The sequence below is a fragment of the Aquibacillus sediminis genome (genome assembly GCF_005870085.1).
In the GTDB taxonomy this organism is placed as follows: Bacteria; Bacillota; Bacilli; order Bacillales; family Amphibacillaceae; genus Aquibacillus_E; species Aquibacillus_E sediminis.
In genome coordinates this window covers 52,604-73,363 of the sequence record NZ_SZNM01000016.1, presented here as the reverse complement: position 1 = coordinate 73,363, position 20,760 = coordinate 52,604, and the positions used below count along the sequence as shown (strand labels likewise).

20 protein-coding genes are annotated in these 20,760 nt (G+C 36.9%); 15 read left to right on the top strand and 5 right to left on the bottom strand.

Annotated features, from left to right (window positions below; translation table 11 throughout):
* The first annotated feature begins 258 nt into the window (after window positions 1–258).
* The 9 genes from wrbA (at window position 259) to FCI53_RS14635 (ending at window position 7,753) form a co-directional block, all read left to right on the top strand.
* Window positions 259–861, top strand: a complete 603-nt coding sequence (gene wrbA, locus FCI53_RS14675) for an NAD(P)H:quinone oxidoreductase (protein WP_138419806.1) — start codon at window positions 259–261, stop codon at window positions 859–861.
* 231 nt (window positions 862–1,092) lie between these two features.
* Window positions 1,093–2,373 (top strand): MFS transporter, encoded by a 1,281-nt coding sequence (locus FCI53_RS14670; RefSeq protein ID WP_138419805.1) that lies wholly within the window; start codon window positions 1,093–1,095, stop codon window positions 2,371–2,373.
* A gap of 132 nt (window positions 2,374–2,505) precedes the next feature.
* Window positions 2,506–2,751: an IDEAL domain-containing protein gene (locus FCI53_RS14665; RefSeq protein ID WP_138419804.1), complete on the top strand. Its 246-nt coding sequence runs from the start codon at window positions 2,506–2,508 to the stop codon at window positions 2,749–2,751.
* 184 nt (window positions 2,752–2,935) lie between these two features.
* Window positions 2,936–3,838, top strand: coding sequence for a M15 family metallopeptidase (locus FCI53_RS14660; protein WP_138419803.1), 903 nt, complete (start codon window positions 2,936–2,938; stop codon window positions 3,836–3,838).
* A gap of 446 nt (window positions 3,839–4,284) precedes the next feature.
* Complete coding sequence (gene fumC, locus FCI53_RS14655) at window positions 4,285–5,670, top strand: class II fumarate hydratase (RefSeq protein WP_138419802.1); 1,386 nt, start codon at window positions 4,285–4,287, stop codon at window positions 5,668–5,670.
* 163 nt (window positions 5,671–5,833) lie between these two features.
* Window positions 5,834–6,034, top strand: coding sequence for an alpha/beta-type small acid-soluble spore protein (locus FCI53_RS14650; protein ID WP_138419801.1), 201 nt, complete (start codon window positions 5,834–5,836; stop codon window positions 6,032–6,034).
* 148 nt (window positions 6,035–6,182) lie between these two features.
* Entirely contained in the window at window positions 6,183–6,392 is a 210-nt protein-coding gene (locus tag FCI53_RS14645; protein ID WP_138419800.1) for an alpha/beta-type small acid-soluble spore protein, read from the top strand.
* 74 nt (window positions 6,393–6,466) lie between these two features.
* Window positions 6,467–6,676, top strand: a complete 210-nt coding sequence (locus FCI53_RS14640; protein ID WP_138419799.1) for an alpha/beta-type small acid-soluble spore protein — start codon at window positions 6,467–6,469, stop codon at window positions 6,674–6,676.
* An 825-nt stretch (window positions 6,677–7,501) separates the two neighbouring features.
* Complete coding sequence (locus FCI53_RS14635; RefSeq protein WP_138419798.1) at window positions 7,502–7,753, top strand: hypothetical protein; 252 nt, start codon at window positions 7,502–7,504, stop codon at window positions 7,751–7,753.
* A gap of 51 nt (window positions 7,754–7,804) precedes the next feature.
* Here FCI53_RS14635 and FCI53_RS14630 read toward each other — a convergent pair whose 3' ends face one another.
* From FCI53_RS14630 to FCI53_RS14615, 4 genes are all read right to left on the bottom strand, one after another.
* Window positions 7,805–8,905, bottom strand: coding sequence for an ABC transporter ATP-binding protein (locus FCI53_RS14630; protein WP_138419797.1), 1,101 nt, complete (start codon window positions 8,903–8,905; stop codon window positions 7,805–7,807).
* A 117-nt stretch (window positions 8,906–9,022) separates the two neighbouring features.
* Window positions 9,023–9,934: a PucR family transcriptional regulator gene (locus FCI53_RS14625; RefSeq protein ID WP_138419796.1), complete on the bottom strand. Its 912-nt coding sequence runs from the start codon at window positions 9,932–9,934 to the stop codon at window positions 9,023–9,025.
* Between the two features lie 439 nt (window positions 9,935–10,373).
* A complete protein-coding gene (locus FCI53_RS14620; protein WP_138419795.1) occupies window positions 10,374–10,559 on the bottom strand; it encodes a hypothetical protein in 186 nt (61 codons plus the stop codon).
* 57 nt (window positions 10,560–10,616) lie between these two features.
* Entirely contained in the window at window positions 10,617–11,975 is a 1,359-nt protein-coding gene (locus FCI53_RS14615; protein WP_138419794.1) for a YheC/YheD family endospore coat-associated protein, read from the bottom strand.
* Window positions 11,976–12,067: 92 nt separating this feature from the next.
* Between FCI53_RS14615 and FCI53_RS14610 the strand changes: the two genes are divergently transcribed.
* Window positions 12,068–13,204, top strand: a complete 1,137-nt coding sequence (locus FCI53_RS14610) for a DUF445 domain-containing protein (protein ID WP_138419793.1) — start codon at window positions 12,068–12,070, stop codon at window positions 13,202–13,204.
* Window positions 13,205–13,340: 136 nt separating this feature from the next.
* Window positions 13,341–13,697, top strand: coding sequence for a YlbF/YmcA family competence regulator (locus FCI53_RS14605; RefSeq protein ID WP_138419792.1), 357 nt, complete (start codon window positions 13,341–13,343; stop codon window positions 13,695–13,697).
* 53 nt (window positions 13,698–13,750) lie between these two features.
* Here the strand turns inward: FCI53_RS14605 and FCI53_RS14600 are convergent, their stop codons facing one another.
* On the bottom strand, window positions 13,751–13,936 hold the full coding sequence (locus FCI53_RS14600) for a YhzD family protein (protein WP_138419791.1): 186 nt from the start codon (window positions 13,934–13,936) through the stop codon (window positions 13,751–13,753).
* A gap of 210 nt (window positions 13,937–14,146) precedes the next feature.
* Here FCI53_RS14600 and FCI53_RS14595 point away from each other — a divergent pair, with 210 nt between their 5' ends.
* From FCI53_RS14595 to FCI53_RS14580, 4 genes are all read left to right on the top strand, one after another.
* Window positions 14,147–15,046: an ABC transporter ATP-binding protein gene (locus tag FCI53_RS14595; RefSeq protein ID WP_138419790.1), complete on the top strand. Its 900-nt coding sequence runs from the start codon at window positions 14,147–14,149 to the stop codon at window positions 15,044–15,046.
* Complete coding sequence (locus FCI53_RS14590; RefSeq protein WP_138419789.1) at window positions 15,039–16,310, top strand: ABC transporter permease; 1,272 nt, start codon at window positions 15,039–15,041, stop codon at window positions 16,308–16,310. The genes FCI53_RS14595 and FCI53_RS14590 overlap by 8 nt, the downstream gene beginning before the upstream one ends.
* A 202-nt stretch (window positions 16,311–16,512) precedes the next feature.
* Complete coding sequence (locus FCI53_RS14585; RefSeq protein WP_138419788.1) at window positions 16,513–17,751, top strand: metallophosphoesterase family protein; 1,239 nt, start codon at window positions 16,513–16,515, stop codon at window positions 17,749–17,751.
* Window positions 17,748–20,696, top strand: a complete 2,949-nt coding sequence (locus FCI53_RS14580) for an ATP-binding protein (RefSeq protein ID WP_138419787.1) — start codon at window positions 17,748–17,750, stop codon at window positions 20,694–20,696. The genes FCI53_RS14585 and FCI53_RS14580 overlap by 4 nt, the downstream gene beginning before the upstream one ends.
* Window positions 20,697–20,760 lie beyond the last annotated feature (64 nt).

Genomic DNA, 20,760 nt, shown 5'->3' with positions numbered 1-20,760 from the left:
AAAATGCAATCTTAAACTTAAAAGTAACTTAAGCGTATCAAAAGGTTGTTTGTTAAGTCTAGAGCAACAAATAAAGCAGAATACATAAGTATGGTAATTCATCAAAAGTGTTTCCATTCTGAAACTTACATAGTCTAAGTTTACACATTATGAATTATTCATACCTAAACTAAGAAAAAAATACTTCTCTACAGAACTGTTTTAAAGTATAGATTCATGTCTACCGTCAACACTATTGAAGATTAATTTTAAAGGAGAATGGCTATGGCGAATTTAGCAATTTTTTATTACAGTTCAACAGGAACAAACTATCAATTAGCACAATGGGCGGAGCAATCAGCTTCAGAAGCAGGTGCGGAGGTAAGATTACGAAAAATTCAAGAACTAGCACCAGAGGAAGCAATTGCCCAAAATCCAGCATGGAAACAGCATTATGAAGCAACAAAGGATGTACCTGAAGCAACGAACGATGATATAGAGTGGGCGGATGGTATGATTTTTAGTGTACCAACTAGATTTGGAAATGTTCCATCACAAGTAAAACAATTTTTAGATACGGCTGGTGGACTATGGGCACAAGGTAAGACAGTAAACAAAGTAGTTAGTGCCATGTCCTCAGCCCAAAACCCTCACGGAGGTCAAGAGGCTACTATCTTAAACTTGTACACATCGATGTTCCACTGGGGAGCGATCATTGCCGCACCAGGATATACAAACCAAGAACTATTCACAGCAGGCGGCAATCCGTACGGTGTCAGTGTGACGGTTGACCAAGATGGAAACATGGTGGAAGATGTGGAAAAAGCGGTCAAGCACCAAGCAGCAAGAACCGTTGAAGTGACGAACAAAATGGCAAAATAGAGTAGGTAAAGTCCGGTTGATACCGGACTTTTTTATATTGTCTAGGCGATGGATAAGATTTATAATGCTGTCAAGGCAGATTCAGTTGAAAACTAAGACCGAATCAACCGAGAGAAGGCATGTCTCTAGAGATAATGTTAGAAGAAAACGGTTAGCTACTACATGCATGATAAGTAAAAGTTAAGGCAGAATAGGAAAGGTATAGATGAAATTGTTGAAAGGAAATGACTCATGGAACACTCAGCAACCAAAAAGCATGGGGAAGTGTATGAAAAAAGATGGGCAATTGTCTCATTAGCATCTATCCCCTTGATCATGACGTTAGGGAATTCCATGTTAATTCCTGTACTGCCGATGATGGAAAAAGAAATGGGGATATCAAAGCTACAGTCGAGTTACATTATAACCGTATATTCCGTTGTAGCTATCTTTTTAATTCCAATTGCAGGCTTTTTGTCTGACCGATACGGGCGCAAAATTGTGATTATTCCTGCTTTATTACTCTCAGGTATAGGTGGATTTATCTCAGGTTATGCTGCATGGAAATTGGAGGATCCATTTATATGGGTTCTAATGGGGAGAATTTTACAAGGGATTGGCGTATCAGGAACCGCTCCAATCGTGTTGCCACTAGTTGGGGATATGTTTAGACGAGAGAAAGATGTAAGTGCAACCCTGGGGCTTGTCGAAACTTCAAACACGTTTGGTAAAGTTCTAAGTCCTATTTTAGGCTCGATACTAGCAGGTGTTATTTGGTTCTTACCATTTTTTTCCATTCCTGTTTTTTGTCTTATTTCCGCTTTGCTAGTGTTGTTTTTAGTAAAAAAACCAAAAGATGATAAGCAAGGTCCAGAATTTAAGGAGTTTTGGCAAAATACGAAAAAAACGTTTAAACAACATGGTGGTTGGCTTATATCGGTATTTTTAATTGGTGCAATCCTCATGTTTATTTTATTTGGCATCTTGTTTTATTTATCCAGTTTGATGGAAGACACTTATGAGATAACAGGGATAAAGAAGGGGTTCTACTTAGCTGGCCCTTTGGCTGCATTATGCCTTGCTTCTTTCGTTACTGGTAAAATAATTAAAGACAATTTACCTAAGATGAAATGGATTACTTTCGCAGGGATTTTACTTGCTACCGGTTCCGTTATTGCGGTTCACTTTTCGGAACAATTTGTTTACTTGCTTATGGTATTTTTACTTTGTGGTATCGGCATTGGGGTAAGTCTTCCCTGTTTAGATGCTTTAATTACGGAAACAATGGAAAAAGGTGTAAGAGGGACGATTACGTGTATTTATAGTTCTGCTCGATATATTGGTGTTGCAGCTGGCCCGCCAGTCACAGCGATGTTAATGAACCTTGACCTTACATGGATGGTTGTCCTATTAGCTGCGCTGGCTTTCATTGCAGCAGTTCTTACATTATGGAAAGTAAAGCCAAAAGCAAATACAAATGAACAGCACGGATCTTTGTTTACAAAATCGACAATAAAAAATGATAAGTCATAAAAGGCAGATTTCCATTTTTAAATGGAAAATCCGCCTTTTTTAAATTTTCTCAACAAATTATCAGAAAATTGTTGCATTATAGAAGGATTTCAAGCATAATATATGGAAATAAGGAACAAGGGGGCGTGTTCCATGAAAAAACATAAGGTAGTGTATAAGTTGCAAGATTTTGGAAGTAGTAGGAAGGAAGCTGTGATTTACGCGAAGAAAGAGATTTCGTTTGAGGTTAAACTTGCATCCAAGCTCGTTCTTGATGAATTATGTTTTAGTTGGAATAAGGCACGCTTAGAACAACAGATTAATGAATCCATTGACAATCAAGACAAAGACACTTTTATGCATTTAAGTAGAGAGTATAGGTTTTACACGCGTGAATAATGAATAACTTGTATGTCCTTGTCGATATAATTTATATTGACAAGGATTTTTTTGCACATCTAAAAGTATAACATGTTATTAATGGTTGGTCACCCAAAAATTGTAAATTTGTCAAAACAACAAAAAAATCGACAAAATATGTTATATTTTAAAGTAAATAGTCATCAATAGAAAGGGTCTTAAAATGAAATTACGTGTTATGTTACTACTATTAATGGTTAGTGTAATTGGTTTTGGATGTCAGCAATCATTCAATTTTTCAGATGAAAAGGATGCTGAACAACAAGACAATACTGAAGAGGTTGATGAGGACAGTGAGGAATCTCAGAATGAACTGTCTGAACAAAAACCAGTAGGCGAAGGTGATGAAGAAAATAATAAGAACGGCGAAGAGGAAACAAGTGAGCAAGCAAATGACGAGGAAGGAAGCGATGAGAAAGCACAAAAAGATGAACCTGTTCACGGCGAAAAAAATGAGGAAGGATTAGTAGTGGTAGATAATCCAGAAAGTTTGGAGGTACTTGTGAACAAACAGAGAAAACTTCCAGATGGGTATCAACCTGAAAATTTAGTAGTTCCTGATGTTCCTTTTTCATTTGAAGAAGATGCAGAAAAAAAACAAATGAGACAAGTTGCCGCGTCTGCATTGGAAGAATTATTTCAAGCAGCACAACAGGAAGAGGTCGAGTTACTAGCCGCATCAGGCTACCGTTCCTTTCAAACCCAAACTTATTTATATGAAAGCTATGTCGAGAAGGATGGGCAAGAAGCTGCTGACCGGTACTCTGCTAGACCTGGAACGAGTGAACATCAAACAGGGTTAACGATGGATCTTACTAGTGCAGAAATGGCTTTTCAATTAGATCAATCGTTTAAAAATACAACAGGAGGCGCATGGTTAGCTGATCATGCACATGAATTTGGATTTATTATCCGATATCCCGAGGGGAAAGAAGACATAACGGGATATATGTATGAACCGTGGCATATTCGCTATGTCGGTAAAGAGATGGCAACAGAAATCTATGAAGAAAATCTTACTTTAGAAGAGTATCTTGGGTATGGGTATGAAGAAGTGGAGGAGTAATACAACTTTTTTCCAATGGAAGTTATTCTAAAAGATTGCTGGTTTGTCATAATAATTAAATTCCGATGTAACAAGTAAGGTGAAGGATCGCGGAATGAGGATCCACATGAATGAATGAATGATGAACCGGATCTACTTTCATTCCTCCCAATAAGAATGTATTTAATTTTTTTATCAATTGTAAATAGAACAAATCACAAAAAAAGTCTCTATGACACCATAGAGACTTCCCCCACGTATAAATCATTAATAGAAAATCAAAGGATACCTTAGCTACTTTAGTTTCCTCTCCTCTCCTATTAATACGGTTATTATAGCAATTTTTCGTAATCAAGTAAATACTCTGAATATTTTCGTTAATTTAGGTGTTTTCTTTTCAATTTGTGAGGGTAAATTTGATACAATAGTGGTGATTGAACTACCAAATTATAGGGGAGGATATGGCTATGGATTATCGTATTGAAAAAGATACACTTGGGGAAATGAAAGTGGCTGCAGACAAATATTGGGGTGCACAAACACAACGTAGTAAGCAGAATTTTCCAATCGGTGATGAAAAAATGCCGAAAGAAATCATTGAAGGATTTGCGATTTTGAAAAAGAGTGCGGCTATTGCAAATAGTCAACTTGGTTTGTTGGAAGCAGAAAAGGCAGATGCGATTACATATGCAGCAGATCAAATCTTAGAAGGGAATTTGGTTGATCACTTTCCACTAGTCGTGTGGCAAACTGGTAGTGGAACCCAATCGAATATGAATGTGAATGAAGTGATTGCTTATGTTGGGAATGAATGGTTACAAGAGCAAAATAGTGACTATCGCCTACATCCGAATGATGATGTGAATAAATCGCAGAGCTCTAACGATACGTATCCTACAGCATTGCATGTGGCTGCTGTATTGAAATTAGAAGATACGGTGTTACCGGCCATAACAGCTACAAAAGAGACACTTAAAGAAAAGATGGAAGCGTTTCAAGATGTCGTTAAAATCGGAAGAACACATTTACAAGATGCTACACCATTAACTTTAGGACAAGAGATTAGTGGTTGGCATCGTATGATTGAGAAGTCAGAGAGTATGATTAAAGGTAGCATTGGTTATGTGAAGGAACTTGCGATTGGTGGTACCGCCGTTGGTACGGGATTAAATGCACATCCAGAATTCTCGGAACTTGTTTGTGGAAAGATCTCGGAGTTTACTGGTAAGCAATTTATCTCAGCGGCTAATAAATTTCATGCATTAACAAGTCATGATGAGTTGGTCCATGTACATGGTGCATTAAAAGGACTTGCAGCTGACGTAATGAAAATAGCAAATGATGTGCGCTGGTTAGCTAGTGGCCCTCGTTGTGGAATTGGAGAAATTAATATTCCAGCAAATGAACCAGGAAGTTCGATTATGCCAGGTAAAGTTAATCCAACTCAAAGTGAAGCTGTTACGATGGTGGCAGCACAAGTGATGGGAAATGATGCAACAATTGGTTTTGCTGCTAGTCAAGGAAACTTTGAATTAAATGTCTTTAAGCCTGTCATTGCATATAACTTCTTGCAATCTGCACAACTTTTAGCTGATAGTATGGTATCTTTTGATGAACGTTGTCTCCAAGGTTTAGAGTCTAATCACGAGAATATTGAGAAAAACTTAAACGATTCGCTTATGTTAGTGACTGCATTAAATCCACACATTGGCTACGAAAATGCAGCTAAAATTGCGAAAAAAGCATTTGCCGAAAACACAACATTAAAACAAGCAGCGGTTGATTCTGGACTTCTAACAGCAGAACAATTCGAGGAATATATTGATCCGAAAGCAATGACATATCCAAAATAACAAGTAAATAATATCAATAGTGTGAAACCCTATAAGTAGTTCAACCCTACTTATGGGGTTTTTGTATGTGTGAGGATCTATAGGTGTCATAAATTACCATAAAAAATAAAACATAATTAATCGAATCCTTGATCAAAATAGCGAATACAGGAGGTGATAAAACATGCCAAGCAATAACTCAAATCAATTAGTTGTACCTGGTGTAGAACAAGCACTAGACCAAATGAAGTATGAGATTGCACAAGAATTTGGCGTGAACCTTGGAGCTGACACAACATCTCGTGCCAATGGCTCTGTTGGTGGAGAAATTACTAAACGTTTAGTACAGACTGCTGAACAACAATTTGGTGGTCAAAACGGCTAAGTAACAAACGAATCGTTAATATATGTTAAACGGAAAGACTAGCTTTAAAAAACTTTCCAAATTAAATCTCAAAAATTACCAAAAAAAATCACTCATAAGATCACGGATAACATGCAAACAATACAACTACAGGAGGTGAAAAAACATCATGGCAAACAACAACAGTAACAACAGTAACCAACTATTAGTACCTGGAGTAGACCAAGCACTAAACCAAATGAAATTTGAAATTGCACAAGAGTTTGGTGTAAACCTTGGAGCTGACACAACATCTCGTGCCAATGGTTCTGTAGGTGGAGAAATCACTAAACGTCTAGTTCAAACAGCTGAACAACAGTTTGGTGGACAATCTCAGTAAGCAACTGAAAAGCAAACAATAAAAAACAGTTAACTACTTGTTAACGCAAAACTTTACAGGAGGTGCAGTGTATCATGGCAAACAATAACAGTCAAAACAGTAACCAACTATTAGTACCTGGAGTAGATCAAGCACTAAACCAAATGAAAGTTGAGATTGCGCAAGAATTTGGTGTAAACCTAGGAGCAGACACAACATCTCGTGCTAACGGCTCTGTAGGTGGAGAAATCACTAAACGCCTAGTTCAAACAGCTGAACAACAATTCGGTGGTCAACAACAGTAATTGAACAATTAAATAAATGATGGCGATAGGAGGCACCTTCGAAGGTGTCTCCTTAATTAGTTTTTGTAAGTCGTGTTATTTCGCATTTGCTGTATTATACGACATAACTTTATCATTACTTTTGCCCATTCTTAATCACGTGAGTGCTGGACTACGCTGCGGAAATACACCTACGCTTTCCGTGGGTGGCTGATGAGCCTCCTCATTCGTCCCTCACTGCGGGGTCTCCCAAAGAGGCCATTCCTCCCACAGGAGTCTCCGGTGTATTTCCTTCGCTAATTGGGGACACTGAATTTTTATAGAAAATGGCTTAAAAAAAAATAAATAAATAGAACTGTCTTTTTATTTATTGTTATTTAACCTTTTTATAATAACTATTGGAATAATAAGAAACCTTTTAATAAATGTCTTTATAGGGCGCAATCACTTATCCCAATCAGAAAACTAGTACAAGTGGAGGCAGAATACGGAGACTCCTATGGGGACAGCACGAGCCGAAGATCCACTTGGTAAAGTGGGTTTCTTTACCAAGTTAGCTGAGGCCGTGCCCATGGAAAGCGGAGTATTCTGCCGGAACGATATAAAGCACTTGTTTCAATCAGAATGTAAGAAATAAATAGAGCCTAGTCATGTCGTATAATACAGCTTTTACGCAATAATAAAACATAGAACCTACGGTGAATGAATTACAAAATCTTCTAATTATGTATAACTATATCATCTGCCCAAAATAAACTTTTATACCATGATTTTTAGTTTAATTCCAGCTTTCTGTAAGAAACTATAAGTAGTAATTTAGAAAAAGATTTGGGGTGTGGATAGTCGATGTATACATGTCCATTATGTAATGGTTTTAGAGAGATACAACGTGAATGCCCTTCTTGTCATGAACTAATGGAGGATCAAGGGCGGATGGTTGATTATATGGGGGATTATATTGCTTATTTAGATTATGACGGAACAAAATTAATTGATGGTCATAACGCTTCATCACGTGAGCATGTTTGTATCCATTTGTTTTATTGTTTTGCATGTGATGAGAAAATGCATGTGAATGTACAAGAACTGCGAAAATAATACAAAAAACCAGGTACCTATTAAGTCGGTACCTGGTAAAGGTGGGATAAATTATCTAATACGTAATTCTGAATCTTTGTCAAAGAAGTGACATTTGTTCATATTAAATGCTAATTCGATTGTTTCGCCACCATTAATATCGGATCTAGAATCAACACGAGCAACGAAATCTTGGTCATTTAATTTAGAATATAGGTATGACTCAGATCCCATAAGTTCAGCTACATCAATTTCAGCAGTTACTTTGGTTCCAGGCGTTGAGTCAATAAATACTGGCTCATCGTGAATATCTTCAGGACGTACACCTAGTACAACTTCTTTTCCAACATATCCTTGCTCACGAAGTACTTTCATTTTTCCTTCTGGTACCTCAATCTTTTGGTCACCTGTAACAAATGTACCATCTTCTAAATTACCAGTGAAGAAGTTCATAGAAGGTGAGCCAATGAAACCACCAACGAAGATGTTATCTGGTTTGTCATATACATCTTTTGGTGCACCAACTTGTTGGATGATACCATCTTTAAGAACGACTAGACGAGTAGCCATTGTCATTGCCTCTGTTTGGTCGTGTGTAACGTAAATAGTCGTTGTCTGTAGACGGTGGTGTAACTTTTGGATTTCAGCACGCATTTGCACACGTAATTTTGCATCTAAGTTTGATAATGGTTCGTCCATCAAGAATACTTTCGCATCACGTACGATCGCACGTCCAAGTGCAACACGTTGACGTTGACCACCAGATAATGCTTTTGGCTTACGATCTAAGTATCCTTCAAGTCCAAGAATTTTAGCTGCATTTTGTACACGTTTTTCGATTTCAGCTTTATCGAATTTACGAAGTTTCAAACCAAATGCCATGTTATCGTATACATTCATGTGTGGATATAGCGCGTAGTTTTGGAATACCATCGCAATATCACGGTCTTTTGGTGCAACATCATTCATTAGTTTGTCATCAATATAGAATTCTCCACCAGAAATTTCTTCCAATCCAGCAATCATTCTTAGAGTAGTAGATTTACCACAACCTGAAGGACCAACAAATACGACAAACTCTTTGTCAGCGATTTCAAGATTGAAATCATCAACTGCTTTATCAGCACTTTTATCATAAATTTTATCAACATGTTTTAAGCTTAGTTCTGCCATTGTAATTCCCTCCTGTATTTTGAAAGCGTTTTAACTTATGTACCTAGTGTACTTTAGATTAAGGCTTTTAGTAAATGGCAAGCATGCACAAAAAGTGAAACAGGTTTTTGTGCACGCTTACATATTGTGTTTCTTTTTCTGTTTAAGTAGTAAGGTTAAATAGACAGACAGCCCGCCGTGAAACTGCTTAATATCAATACCTGTTTTTTCAATAAATTTGTCAACACGGTACTGTAAACTATTTCGATGCATGTACAACTTTTTGGCAGCGAATGTCGCATTTGAATTGCACTCTAAAAAGATCCGAACGGTATCTAGTAATTCATCTTCAGTAATCGTTTCTTTTAAAATGGATTCGACGATTAGACTCATACTTGGTTGATCTAGCTCTGATAAGAAAAGGTATGGGATCGCATCGACATAGGTGATGACGGTATTTTTACTATGTGGATAGGTAGCGTAAAAACATTTTTTTGTCCATTGATACTGCTCTAAAGCATGATTAGCATCATGAAAATATGAACTAATATAAAGGTGGACATTCATATAAAAGTCACTCATTAGTACATCAATAATCTCTTGGTAAGAGATGTCTGCTTCTAATTGCAATTGATTTTCTTCAATAATTACACCTTCGTGGTTATTTTCCCAAAGTATTGGAACATTAGTAGAGAAAAGACCATGAATCGCTTCTTTAAATGCTAATGGATCGATATCAGTATCCGATAGGGAAAAATAAACATATCTATAATTAGGATGGTTAGTTGATCCTAACAATGCGGGGTCGCCACCATGATACAGGACATTCACCCATTGCTCTTCCCTAGGTGTAATGGGGATGTTACTTAGGTGGTATGGAGTTAAAAAGGTTTCTAAAACTTTTAACTCTTTTGGCGTTACCTCTTGTTTTGCAATACCAATTAGATTTGCATCGTTGTGATGGAACCATACATACTTTTCTCTGTCTAAAGTTGTTTGTTTCGTTACTTCTATAAGAGATGGAAAGACTTCCTTTAAGTTCTGTAACATGAATCATGCCTCTTTCATCAAGTTTTAATATGGCGTTTTCGAAAGTTTTGTTGTGACACAATAGATCGAAATACCGACGTAAACTGGGGGCGAGTGTAAGCGGATCCTCATTCCGTTAATAAACAAAATTACCTCATTTTAAGGAGCAAAGCGGTTTCTCATTCCGCTATTTGCCACTTTCTTAATGTTTCTAGCCTCTTTTGGTCCTAATAGCGGAATCACGGACCACTTCCCCCTGTATTTAGGCATTTTTTACTGAAATAGCGGAACCACAAACCGTTTCATCTCTTAGAATGGTCCCTCATTCCGCGATCCTCCTTACGTCGGAGTCCGAAACTAAAAACACCTTTTTTAGTATTATAACAAAAATCGACAGAAAAAAATGGAGAAGGGATGAATCGTATTATGACGACTCATCCCTTCATTTTTAATCATATAGTTAACTTTCTTCTGGAAAGGGTTCGTTTTCTTCTGGCAAATCACGTGCTTGTTCGATTTGCATCCGGTCATGAACCGAGTAGGCAGTTCCGCCTGCCATCCCTTCATTAATCATGCGATCAACATCTAACTCATATTGTTTACGAGCTTCATATGGATCGTTTTTTATTCGGTTTTTCTTTTCCACGGATTATCCTCCTTTCCATTCTTATATTTCTCTTAATGGAAAGGGAACATGCACGCATTACAGCTCTTTACTATTCATTTTATAATTGTGTAAATAAAAAGCATATTTAAATAAGTATGAAAACACATCAGGGGCTTTTTCACTTAATTTCGGGTGATCAAATACACTGTAACCAGGTTTAGAATTAGCCTCAAACAACCAAACTTTTCCTTCTTCATCGATCCCGAAATCAAAGCCAATTTCCCCAACAGGTTCAGAGAAATGCTTTTCCATTGTTTCACAAACTGTCAACGTCGTTGTTGTTAGTTTGTTGGTGATTCGTTTTGCATGCTCTTTCGAAAATAATTCTTCTAATGTATGGAGACTCCCGCCACGTTGGACATGGGTAGTAAGGCTTCCTTTCCCAGCAAATTTTGCACAAATTAACGAGACTTCCCAGCTATTGCGATGATTTTTGTTGGCATGAACACGGAAATCAATTGCACTCGAACCTTTCTTCAGTAAAGGAATTTCCTTTTGAGCAATATAGCCTCGTTGGCCATTAGGAAATTGTTGCTCAAGAAATGCATCGATCTCAGTGTAACGATTGATTTTGGGCTTATCTTTATGATAATAGTGAGATTCCACTTCATTCGTTTCCAGTTGCTTGCATTTCACAATACCTTCCCCACGGCTACCGTGTATTGGCTTTATATAGACAGCGCCTTCACTCACAAGTTTTTTGATTGTCTGTCTTGATGGATGCAAAATCGTTTCTGGTAACAAATAGGAGGTTTCAGAACTTTTTATTAAACGCTCATGTACTTCCCATTTATTAAAAAAACTACTGTTAAATAGGACAGTTGCCTGTTGTAACTGTTTTTTCACTGTAACAATGTGAGGATGATGCTCTACCTTTCGATTTGGTAACCGATTATAAACAACGTTAGGGTAATCAAATTCCCCTTGTTGCCATTGATCGTCTTGCAAATAAAAGGCATTTACTTTTTGTTCCGCACGATTAACGTGTTGATGCCCAAAGAATATGGTTTGAAACCCCAACTTTTTTCCTGCTTGACTCATGGTTTCAAATAATGTTGTTCTTGGACCTAATGGATATGAATTTATGCCAAATCCAGCTATATAAACACCAAGTGTTAATAGTAACACACAAGTTTGTTGGTCGATTCGGATGGTGATTTGCTTGTTATTGGAAATATTCAGTTTTGTCTTTAATTGCGAGGAAAGATATAATGTATGCTGATCTTTATGATGACCTAAACATTCTACATTTGTTTGATATGGTCCATATTGGATATAGTGAATACCATGGAATTGATTATAATAAGTACTTGGGACAATCATGCGGTTTTTGTTACCTTGGTAAAATTTAATGTCAAACGTATAGGCAATAATAAGTTGTCCCCTCCTAAACATACAATTTTCTATTCTATATATATGTAAAACTTTTCAAGTCATGACCAACCTATTATACTAAGAACAGCAAAAAATGAGAGAGGTCGATACAAATGCAACTTTTATTCATCATCGTGACCATGGTGATCATCGGTGCCATTATCGGTGGGATAACGAATTCATTAGCAATCAAAATGTTATTTCGCCCATATGAACCAAAATACATAGGGAAGTGGAGAGTTCCATTAACACCGGGACTTATACCAAAACGTAGACAAGAATTGGCCCAACAGTTAGGAAAAATGGTGGTGGAACATTTACTAACGCCCGAAGGTCTAAAAAGAAAATTTGGACAAGCAGAGTTTCAACAACAGCTAACTGTATGGGCACAATCAGAAGTTACACGCTTGCTCGAAACTGAAACTACTGCACAGGAGGCACTAGCTAAAATTGGGGTATATTTGAACGAACCCCAATTGCGAGAAAAAATCTCCAATTGGACAGAAGCACAGTTCCAACAGTTTTTGAAAGAGCGCAGAGCAACTCCTGTTAAAGAATTAATAAGCGCTGATTGGCTTGCTAATGCGGATCAACAGATAGATCGAGCTGCAACGTATGTCCAACAACAACTGGTAACGTATGTAGACAGTGAGGATGCAAAAGTGAAAATTGGTGAAATGATTGATTCTTACTTAGAAGGTAAAGGCTTTTTAGGAAATATGATTTCTTCTTTTATGGGGAATGAAGGATTGAGTGAGCAAATCCACCCGATCATCGTGGACTATGTTCGTTCGACCGATACCAAGCAAATGATAGCTCAATTGTTGCAAAATGAATTTGAAAAAATCATCAATCAACCGTTAGGAACAATTGAGGAAAAATTTGACGCCCAATCAATTGGAAAAGCATTAGGGAAACTAGCATCGAACAGTTTACCGTTGGAGAAATGGCTTACGTCTACCGTTAAGCAGTGGACAACTCCGATAAAAGAACAGTTATTATCCCATATTTTACCGACCTTGATTACTAAAACGCTAGCGGTATTGGAGCAGCGTTTAGATGTGATTATGGAAAAGTTTGGATTAGAAGAAGTTGTTGAAAAACAAGTGGAATCCTTCCCAGTAGAACGTGTGGAACAACTGATTCTTGCTATCTCCAAAAAAGAGTTTAAACTAATTACCTATTTAGGGGCGTTATTAGGAGGAGCAATTGGATTGATTCAAGGTTTAATTGTCGTAGTTATTGGTTAAGACTGGTAATAGACGAAAGTATCGAGTTGCAATTTTACTACGCTAACACTATACATCGTTATTTGTGTTTGTTATAGTAGGTTGGTAGCGTTTGTTCGGTACGATTATTTTATTGAAATGAGGAGAGTTTTTAATTATGGCAAATATTTACGATAGTGCATACGATCTTGAGAAAGCGATCCGAGATAGTGAAGAATTTCAAGAGCTACAGAAAGCATATGACGCAGTAATGAACGATGAATCTGCTAAGAAAATGTTTGAAGATTTCCGTGATACACAAATTCAATTGCAAGAAAAACAAATGCAAGGTCAAGAAATTACAGAAGAAGAAGTAGAAAAAGCAAAAGGTGTTGTCGAACTTGTTCAACAACATGAACAAATTTCAAAACTAATGGAACAAGAACAACGCTTAAATGTTCTAATTAATGATGTAAGTAAAATCATTACGAAGCCATTAGAAGAGCTTTACGGTCAACCAGAACAACAACAATAAACAAGAAAAGGGTCAGGTCCATTAAAATGGTTCTGACCCTTTTCTTTTGAATTTTACCGCTGAAATAAGAGAAGGGTACCATCTGGTGCAACACAGCGGTGCGTATAGTCGGTGTACTGATGGGATTCAAGTAACTCCAAGCCAATACTTTTTGCTTTTTGATTCGTTGGTGCCTCAAAGGTTTCATCTAATAGATTTTTCCCATCCTTTTGAAATACTGTTAAGTGATACTTTCCCATACAAATCACTCCTTTATATATATATAGTTTCTATGTAATACCTTTCATTCCTTTTTATGTAAAAGTTGAAATAAAAATTGACATACAAGTGCTTTAACCATAGCATGATAATGGTGTGATAAGAAAAGACTCTAAATGAGGATGTTACAAAAAGATGAAACACTAAGATAGATCAATCGTAAAGTAGAAAGAGAGGAAGTGTTAAAACGAATGACTTTACACTTAGAAAAGGTGACGAAGCGCTTTGGTTCATTTACAGCTGTTGACAACCTGTCGCTTGAAATACCTGAAGAGCATATATTTGGCTTTTTAGGCGCAAATGGAGCAGGGAAAACAACAACATTTCGCATGATATTAGGTTTGCTTGATGCAACAGAAGGTTCGATTCATTGGAATGGGCAACCTATTAGCTACAATAAAAGTGACTTAATTGGATATTTACCAGAGGAAAGAGGATTGTATCCGAAGTTGAAAGTGAAGGACCAAATTGTCTACCTTGGCCGTTTACGTGGCATGCCAAAAAGTAAGGTTCTGCCTGAATTGGATGAATGGTTGGACAGATTCAAAGTACCAGATTATAAAGATAAAAAAATTGAAGAACTTTCTAAAGGGAATCAACAAAAAATCCAATTTATATCTGCAGTAATACATAAACCTAAGCTGTTAATATTGGATGAACCATTTTCTGGACTTGACCCATTAAATGTAGAACTGTTAAAACAAGCAGTAATTGATTTAAAAGACCAAGGAACATCGATTGTATTTTCTTCACACCGAATGGAACATGTGGAGGAGTTATGTGAGCATTTATGCATTATGCAGCAAGGAAAACCAATTGTTCATGGAGCATTAACTGATATAAAACGTTCATTTGGAAAGAAAAATTTATTTATCCATGCTGATTTTCCCTTGGAGTTTTTACAAGATCTACCAGGGGTGGTTGATTATAAGCCAGTCACACAGGGGTGTGCCTTGCAAATTGAAAGTGAATCCATTTCACAAAAAGTTTTAGCAGAAATTCAAGGCAAAGGATTTGTCCGAAAGTTTGAATTAGAAGAGCCATCCTTAAATGACATTTTTATCGAAAAGGCTGGTGCTTCTTATGAATAAATTTTGGATTATTTTATCACATACGTATGTGAGCAAAGTAAAAACAAAATCTTTTATCATTACAACTGCGATTGCCATTGCACTTATTATAGGGCTAGCAAATATTCAATCCATCATGGAGCTTTTTAGTGATGAAGAATCAAAGACAGAGATCGCGGTGCTTGATGAAACGAATCAAATGTATGATTCCCTCCGTGAAAATCTAGCGCAAACGGATGAAGGTCTATCACTGATTGAGTACCAAGGAACAATGGAAGAAGCAAAACTGGACGTAGGAGAGGATACGTATCACGCATTCCTTTATATTACAGCAATGGATCAAGGTATCCCTGAAGCAAGCTATTACTCCAAAAATGTAGGGATGGATCCGCTACGTGCTAGTATCCAACAACATTTACAACAAATGAAAGTGACAATTGCTGCCAACCAAGTAGGAATTGAGCAAGGGACTGTAGAGGAGATCTTATCCCCGGTCCAGTTTGATGTCGTATCCCTTAGTGATAATGGCGCAGTTGACCCAACGACGAAAACGGAAGAAGAATTAAATGAAGCACGTGGACTAGTGTATGTGATGTTATTCTTACTTTATTTCGCTGTGTTAACGTATGGAAATATGATTGCCATGGACGTAGCAAATGAAAAGTCGTCCCGTGTGATGGAGATTCTCATTTCAAGTGCATCACCAGTTCAACAAATGTTTGCGAAAATCATAGGAGTGGCATTAGTGGGGTTGACGCAAATTGGTTTATTTATTTTAGTCGGATTTATTATGTTAAATCAAAAACGGAATGAATTAACTGGTGGCGTATTTGACTATTTTGGTTTACAAGATGTTACAGCATCTACTTTTGTCTATGCCTTAGTCTTTTTCTTACTCGGTTACTTACTGTATGCAACACTTGCAGCAATGGTTGGATCACTAGTAAGTAGAGTAGAAGATGTGAACCAACTAATGTTGCCAATTATTTTTCTAATTATTATTGCGTTTATGGTAGCTATGTTTGGATTGAATGCACCAGAATCAACTTTTGTCAAGGTAACATCCTATATTCCTTTCTTTACACCAATGCTTATGTTCTTACGAGTGGGGATGTTAGATATTCCGTTTTGGGAAACAGGGCTGAGCATCGTGATCATGGTCATCACGATTTATATTTTGGCATTGATTGGTGCAAGAATTTACCGTGGTGGTGTACTTATGTATGGTCGTTCCACCTCGCTAAAAGATTTCAAACAAGCAATCCAATTGTCAAAAAAAGAATAGCTACAATATAGGTCCGTTCGATGGTTGAGCGGGCCTTTGTTGTGTAGTATGTGTTTGGTAGTTTAGTGATGGTTTACTGGAACGGAGTGGTATGCACAAAAATGACAATTAAAAAGTAACAATCGCGTTGCGAACGTGCATTCGTTTTTTTGTTTTGTTACACTATGAAATAAATAGAAGAATACGGAAGGGACCAATATTGATGAATAAAACCATATCGTTCATTCATTGTGCTGATTTACACATAGACAGTCCATTTGTGGGCTTAAGCCATCTACCACCACGCCTTTTTGATGAGGTAAAGGAAAGTACTTATCAAGCATTAAAAAATTTAGTAGATTATGCAATCGAAAAGCAAGTTGATTTTGTGTTAATGGTTGGTGACTTATTCGATCAAGAACAGCAAAGTTTAAAGGCACAAAGCCGCCTGCGGGATGCGTTTGTTCAATTAAAAGCATATAACATCGATGTGTTTGTTTCATACGGGAACCATGATCATATCAATGGACGGATTTTTGATTTTGATTATCCCGATAATGTGTATGTTTTTGACCAAGACAACGTTATACCAATAACTTATAAAAAAAATGATGATGCCTTGGCTACAATTTATGGATTTAGCTACCTTGAACGAGCTGTAGATGAAAACAAAACCGCTGAATATGTAAAATCAGGAGAGGCGCCTTTTCATATTGGGATGTTACATGGAAGCATTTCGAGCAATACGGAACATGATGTCTATGCGCCATTTCAGCTTTCAGACTTGACTGATAAAGATCTTGATTATTGGGCGTTAGGGCATATACATAAACGTCAAATCTTAAAAGAACACCCTCCAATTATCTATCCAGGGAATACCCAAGGGAGATCTAGAAAAGAGGATGGAGAAAAAGGTTGTTACTATGTGGAGATGGATCGCAATCACTGTACCGTTCATTTTCAACCGTTACAAGCTATCCGTTTTGAAACGATCGAAATGGATGCTTCTAACTGTGTACAAATCCAAGACCTTGAACAATTATTTGAACAACAACTATCAGAAGTAAAGAAACTATGTGGCAAAACGATTGTAACTGTTGAGTTAAAAGGTGAAGCCAAACAGTTACAAGATTGGAAGCAAGCAGGATTCATCGACGAATTAATTGATTACTATAATGAAAGTAGTGAAAAGGAATCGATATGGGTATTTATCCAAAAAATCCGCCTACAGCATTCCGTTACTTGGGATCGAGAACAATTGAAGCAAGGAAACCATTTTATTGGAGAACTTGTTCGTTCTTTCGATCAACAAGAAGATGTATCGGACAGTTTGCAGCCATTATATAACCATCGACGAGCTCGAAAGTATTTACAAACTTTAACCATACAAGAACAGCAAGAAATAAAAACAGAAGCAGAGAACTTACTATTACACCATTTATTAAAGGATGGGGAAAAATGAATATAAAACGTGCCTATATATACGGATTTGGTAAATGGCAAAACCACACAATCGAGTTTTCTACTAGTGACCATCCTTTTACCGTAATAGCAGGAGACAATGAATCAGGTAAGTCCACAATCAGGCAGTTTCTATTATTTATGCTGTTTGGCCTTCCACCAAGGAAAAGACAAGCATTCTTACCGAAGACAGGCGGAAGAATGGGAGGGAGTTTAACTATTGTTACGGAGCAATACGGTGAATTAAGTATTGAGCGTATTCACGATCGTAATAATGGTGAGGCCACTGTATATGATTCGATCGGAAACGAGCATGATCAACAAGCCTTAAAAAACATACTTAATGGTGTGGACTTAGAAACCTTTAGATCGATTTATTCTTTTGACTCCAATGACCTAAGCAAATTGCATACGATTGGAGATCAAGAGCTAGGAGATGTCTTGTTAGGTATTGGAATGACTGGTACAGACAAAATTTATGCCGCCGAGAAGCAGTTATCCAAACAATTAGACCAACAATTTAAAGTACAAGGAAAAAATCCAGAGATCAATAAACAGTTAGCTGAACTAGAACAAATAAATGCGCTATTAAACGAAGCAGAAAGTAAAGAGCATACTTATGGTGAGCAAAAGCAGAAAATATATGATTTATCCAAAGAAGTAACAACAATACAAACCAAAATAAAAGATGTAAAGAATAATAAGTCAGATCTTGAAAAACGAATCCAAGCTACCTCGTTAATGGCGGATTATTATAAGACAACGATCCAATTACAAGACCTTCCAGATACAAGTGGTTTTCCTAAAAATGGCTTAGAACGTTACCAACACCTGAAAGACCAACTGATGCCGTTAAGAAGTGAGCAGTCCGTTTTAAAAGAAAATCAACAAACAACAGAACAACAGATCAGTAAATTACAACAGCAACAATTGCCACAAGCTATGTTAGAGCAAGCGGGTCGCTTAGCAGACAAGGTGCCATTCTATCAACAAGCAAAAAATCACGTGGAAGAAAAACAGAGTCAAGTTGGTCAAATTGAACAACGTATACAGAAAGACTTGGACGAGCTACATGTAGGGTTACAAAAAGATGATTTGGAAAATCTATCCTTTCCATTCCACATTGAAGAGCAGTGGAATGCCATCAAACAGGATATGGATCATCTAAAACTTGAAAGTGACAAATTAAATGATGAACGAGAAGCACTAACTAATCAAAAACGTCCCTTGCAGGAAAAAGTTAAAAATGTGCGTGATCATCTATTGGACAAAGAAACGTATGACCAATTAAAAAACAAGTTAGAGGAAAAGAGACATTATGATCAAGTTCAATCGCTGAACGAGCAACAATCGAAACAGGCAAAGAAATGGAGAAACAACTGGAATGTTCGTGAAAAACAATCAAAGAATGGATTAATAGTTGGAGTGTTACTAAGCCTATTGTTTCTTGTGATCGGTATTATTTCTACGACATCACCATTGGTTTGGCTTGCTGGTTTCTTCCTTGTTATCGCAATGGGGCAGTATGTATTGGTGAAGCAATCGGTCCGTTTGATGAAGGAGATGCTCACGGAGGAAAGTCCCACTGTGTCTGACCTTAGTGAGGAAGAAGCGACAAGAATCGCAAAGCAACTAAGTGACCAGCAAAAAAGTTTGCAGGAATTAGAAAACTTAACTAGTCAATTGAATCAGTTAACAATGCAAGAACAACGTCTTGAGGAAAGGCAACGATTACTTAACCAGCGTTCGAGAAGATTGGATGAACAAGTTGCAAACCAGATGCAAAACTATCCTTTCTTAACAGAGGTTGAAGTAAGTTTCTGGCCAAAATTATACCATCGACTACAACAATTATTAGCTGTACATCACCAGTTAGTGGATGAGAGATCAGAATTAACAAACTGGCAACAAGAAGTATTAGATTTTGAAGCTGAACTATATGAACTCCTAAAAGAGCTGAATGTGAATCGGTCAGAGGATCCAATTTCAGATTTAACAGATTTCGTTGAGCAACAACAAGCTAATCAACAACAATTAACATACCAAATGCAGTGGCAGCAACAAATAAAAGATCAGAAGAAACAAATTGATCAGCAAATGAAACCTTTCCAAGAAGAACTGTCAGCTTTGTTGGAAAGAGCAGGTGTGCTCGATGAAGAGGCTTTTATTCAGAAGGCTGAAATTGACCAACAGAGACAACAGTTAGAAAATAAGCTTACAGAGCTTTATTATCAACTGCGGACATTTGTTCATGAGGAAGAATTAGTACAGGTTGCCAAAGGCCAGTTTAAGAGTAAAGAAGAATTAGAGGAGGCATTGTCGGTTACTGATGAACAGCTTGAAGGATTAGAAGTAAGTTTAGAAGAAAAGCGTCAAACACTATCGGATGTGAAGTCATTGGTTAACCAAATGGAACAATCTGAGACTTATTCTGATTTGAAGCATCGATTTAATAATGAAGTGGATACATTGAAAGATCAAGCCAAACAGTGGGCTGTCTATCAAGTGGCAAAGGAAATGTTAGGGAAAACGAAACAATTGTATCAAGATAATTATTTACCACAAGTATTTAAACAGACGTCGATTTATTTAGCACGACTAACCAGTAGAAATTATATAAAAGTGTGGCCACCAACGAATGGAAAGGGAATTCAAGTAGAAGATAATAAAGGAATAAGATTTGACGTTTCTGAATTATCTCAAGGAACTAACGATCAATTATATATTGCTCTAAGGCTAGCACTAAGTCGATTATTGAATCAAACCTATACGTTTCCTTTTTTTATGGATGATGCGTTTGTACATTTTGATGCAGCAAGGTCAGCTGAAATGTTTGCGATCTTACAAGAGATTTCTACTGAACAGCAAATTATTCTGTTTACGTGTCACACATCACAACTGAAGGATATAGATAAAAGTTCGATGGACATTCAATTTCTTTCATAATCGTATTTTTCATATTGAACATGATCGGATATTAAGATATATTAAATAATTGAACAAGTCAGTT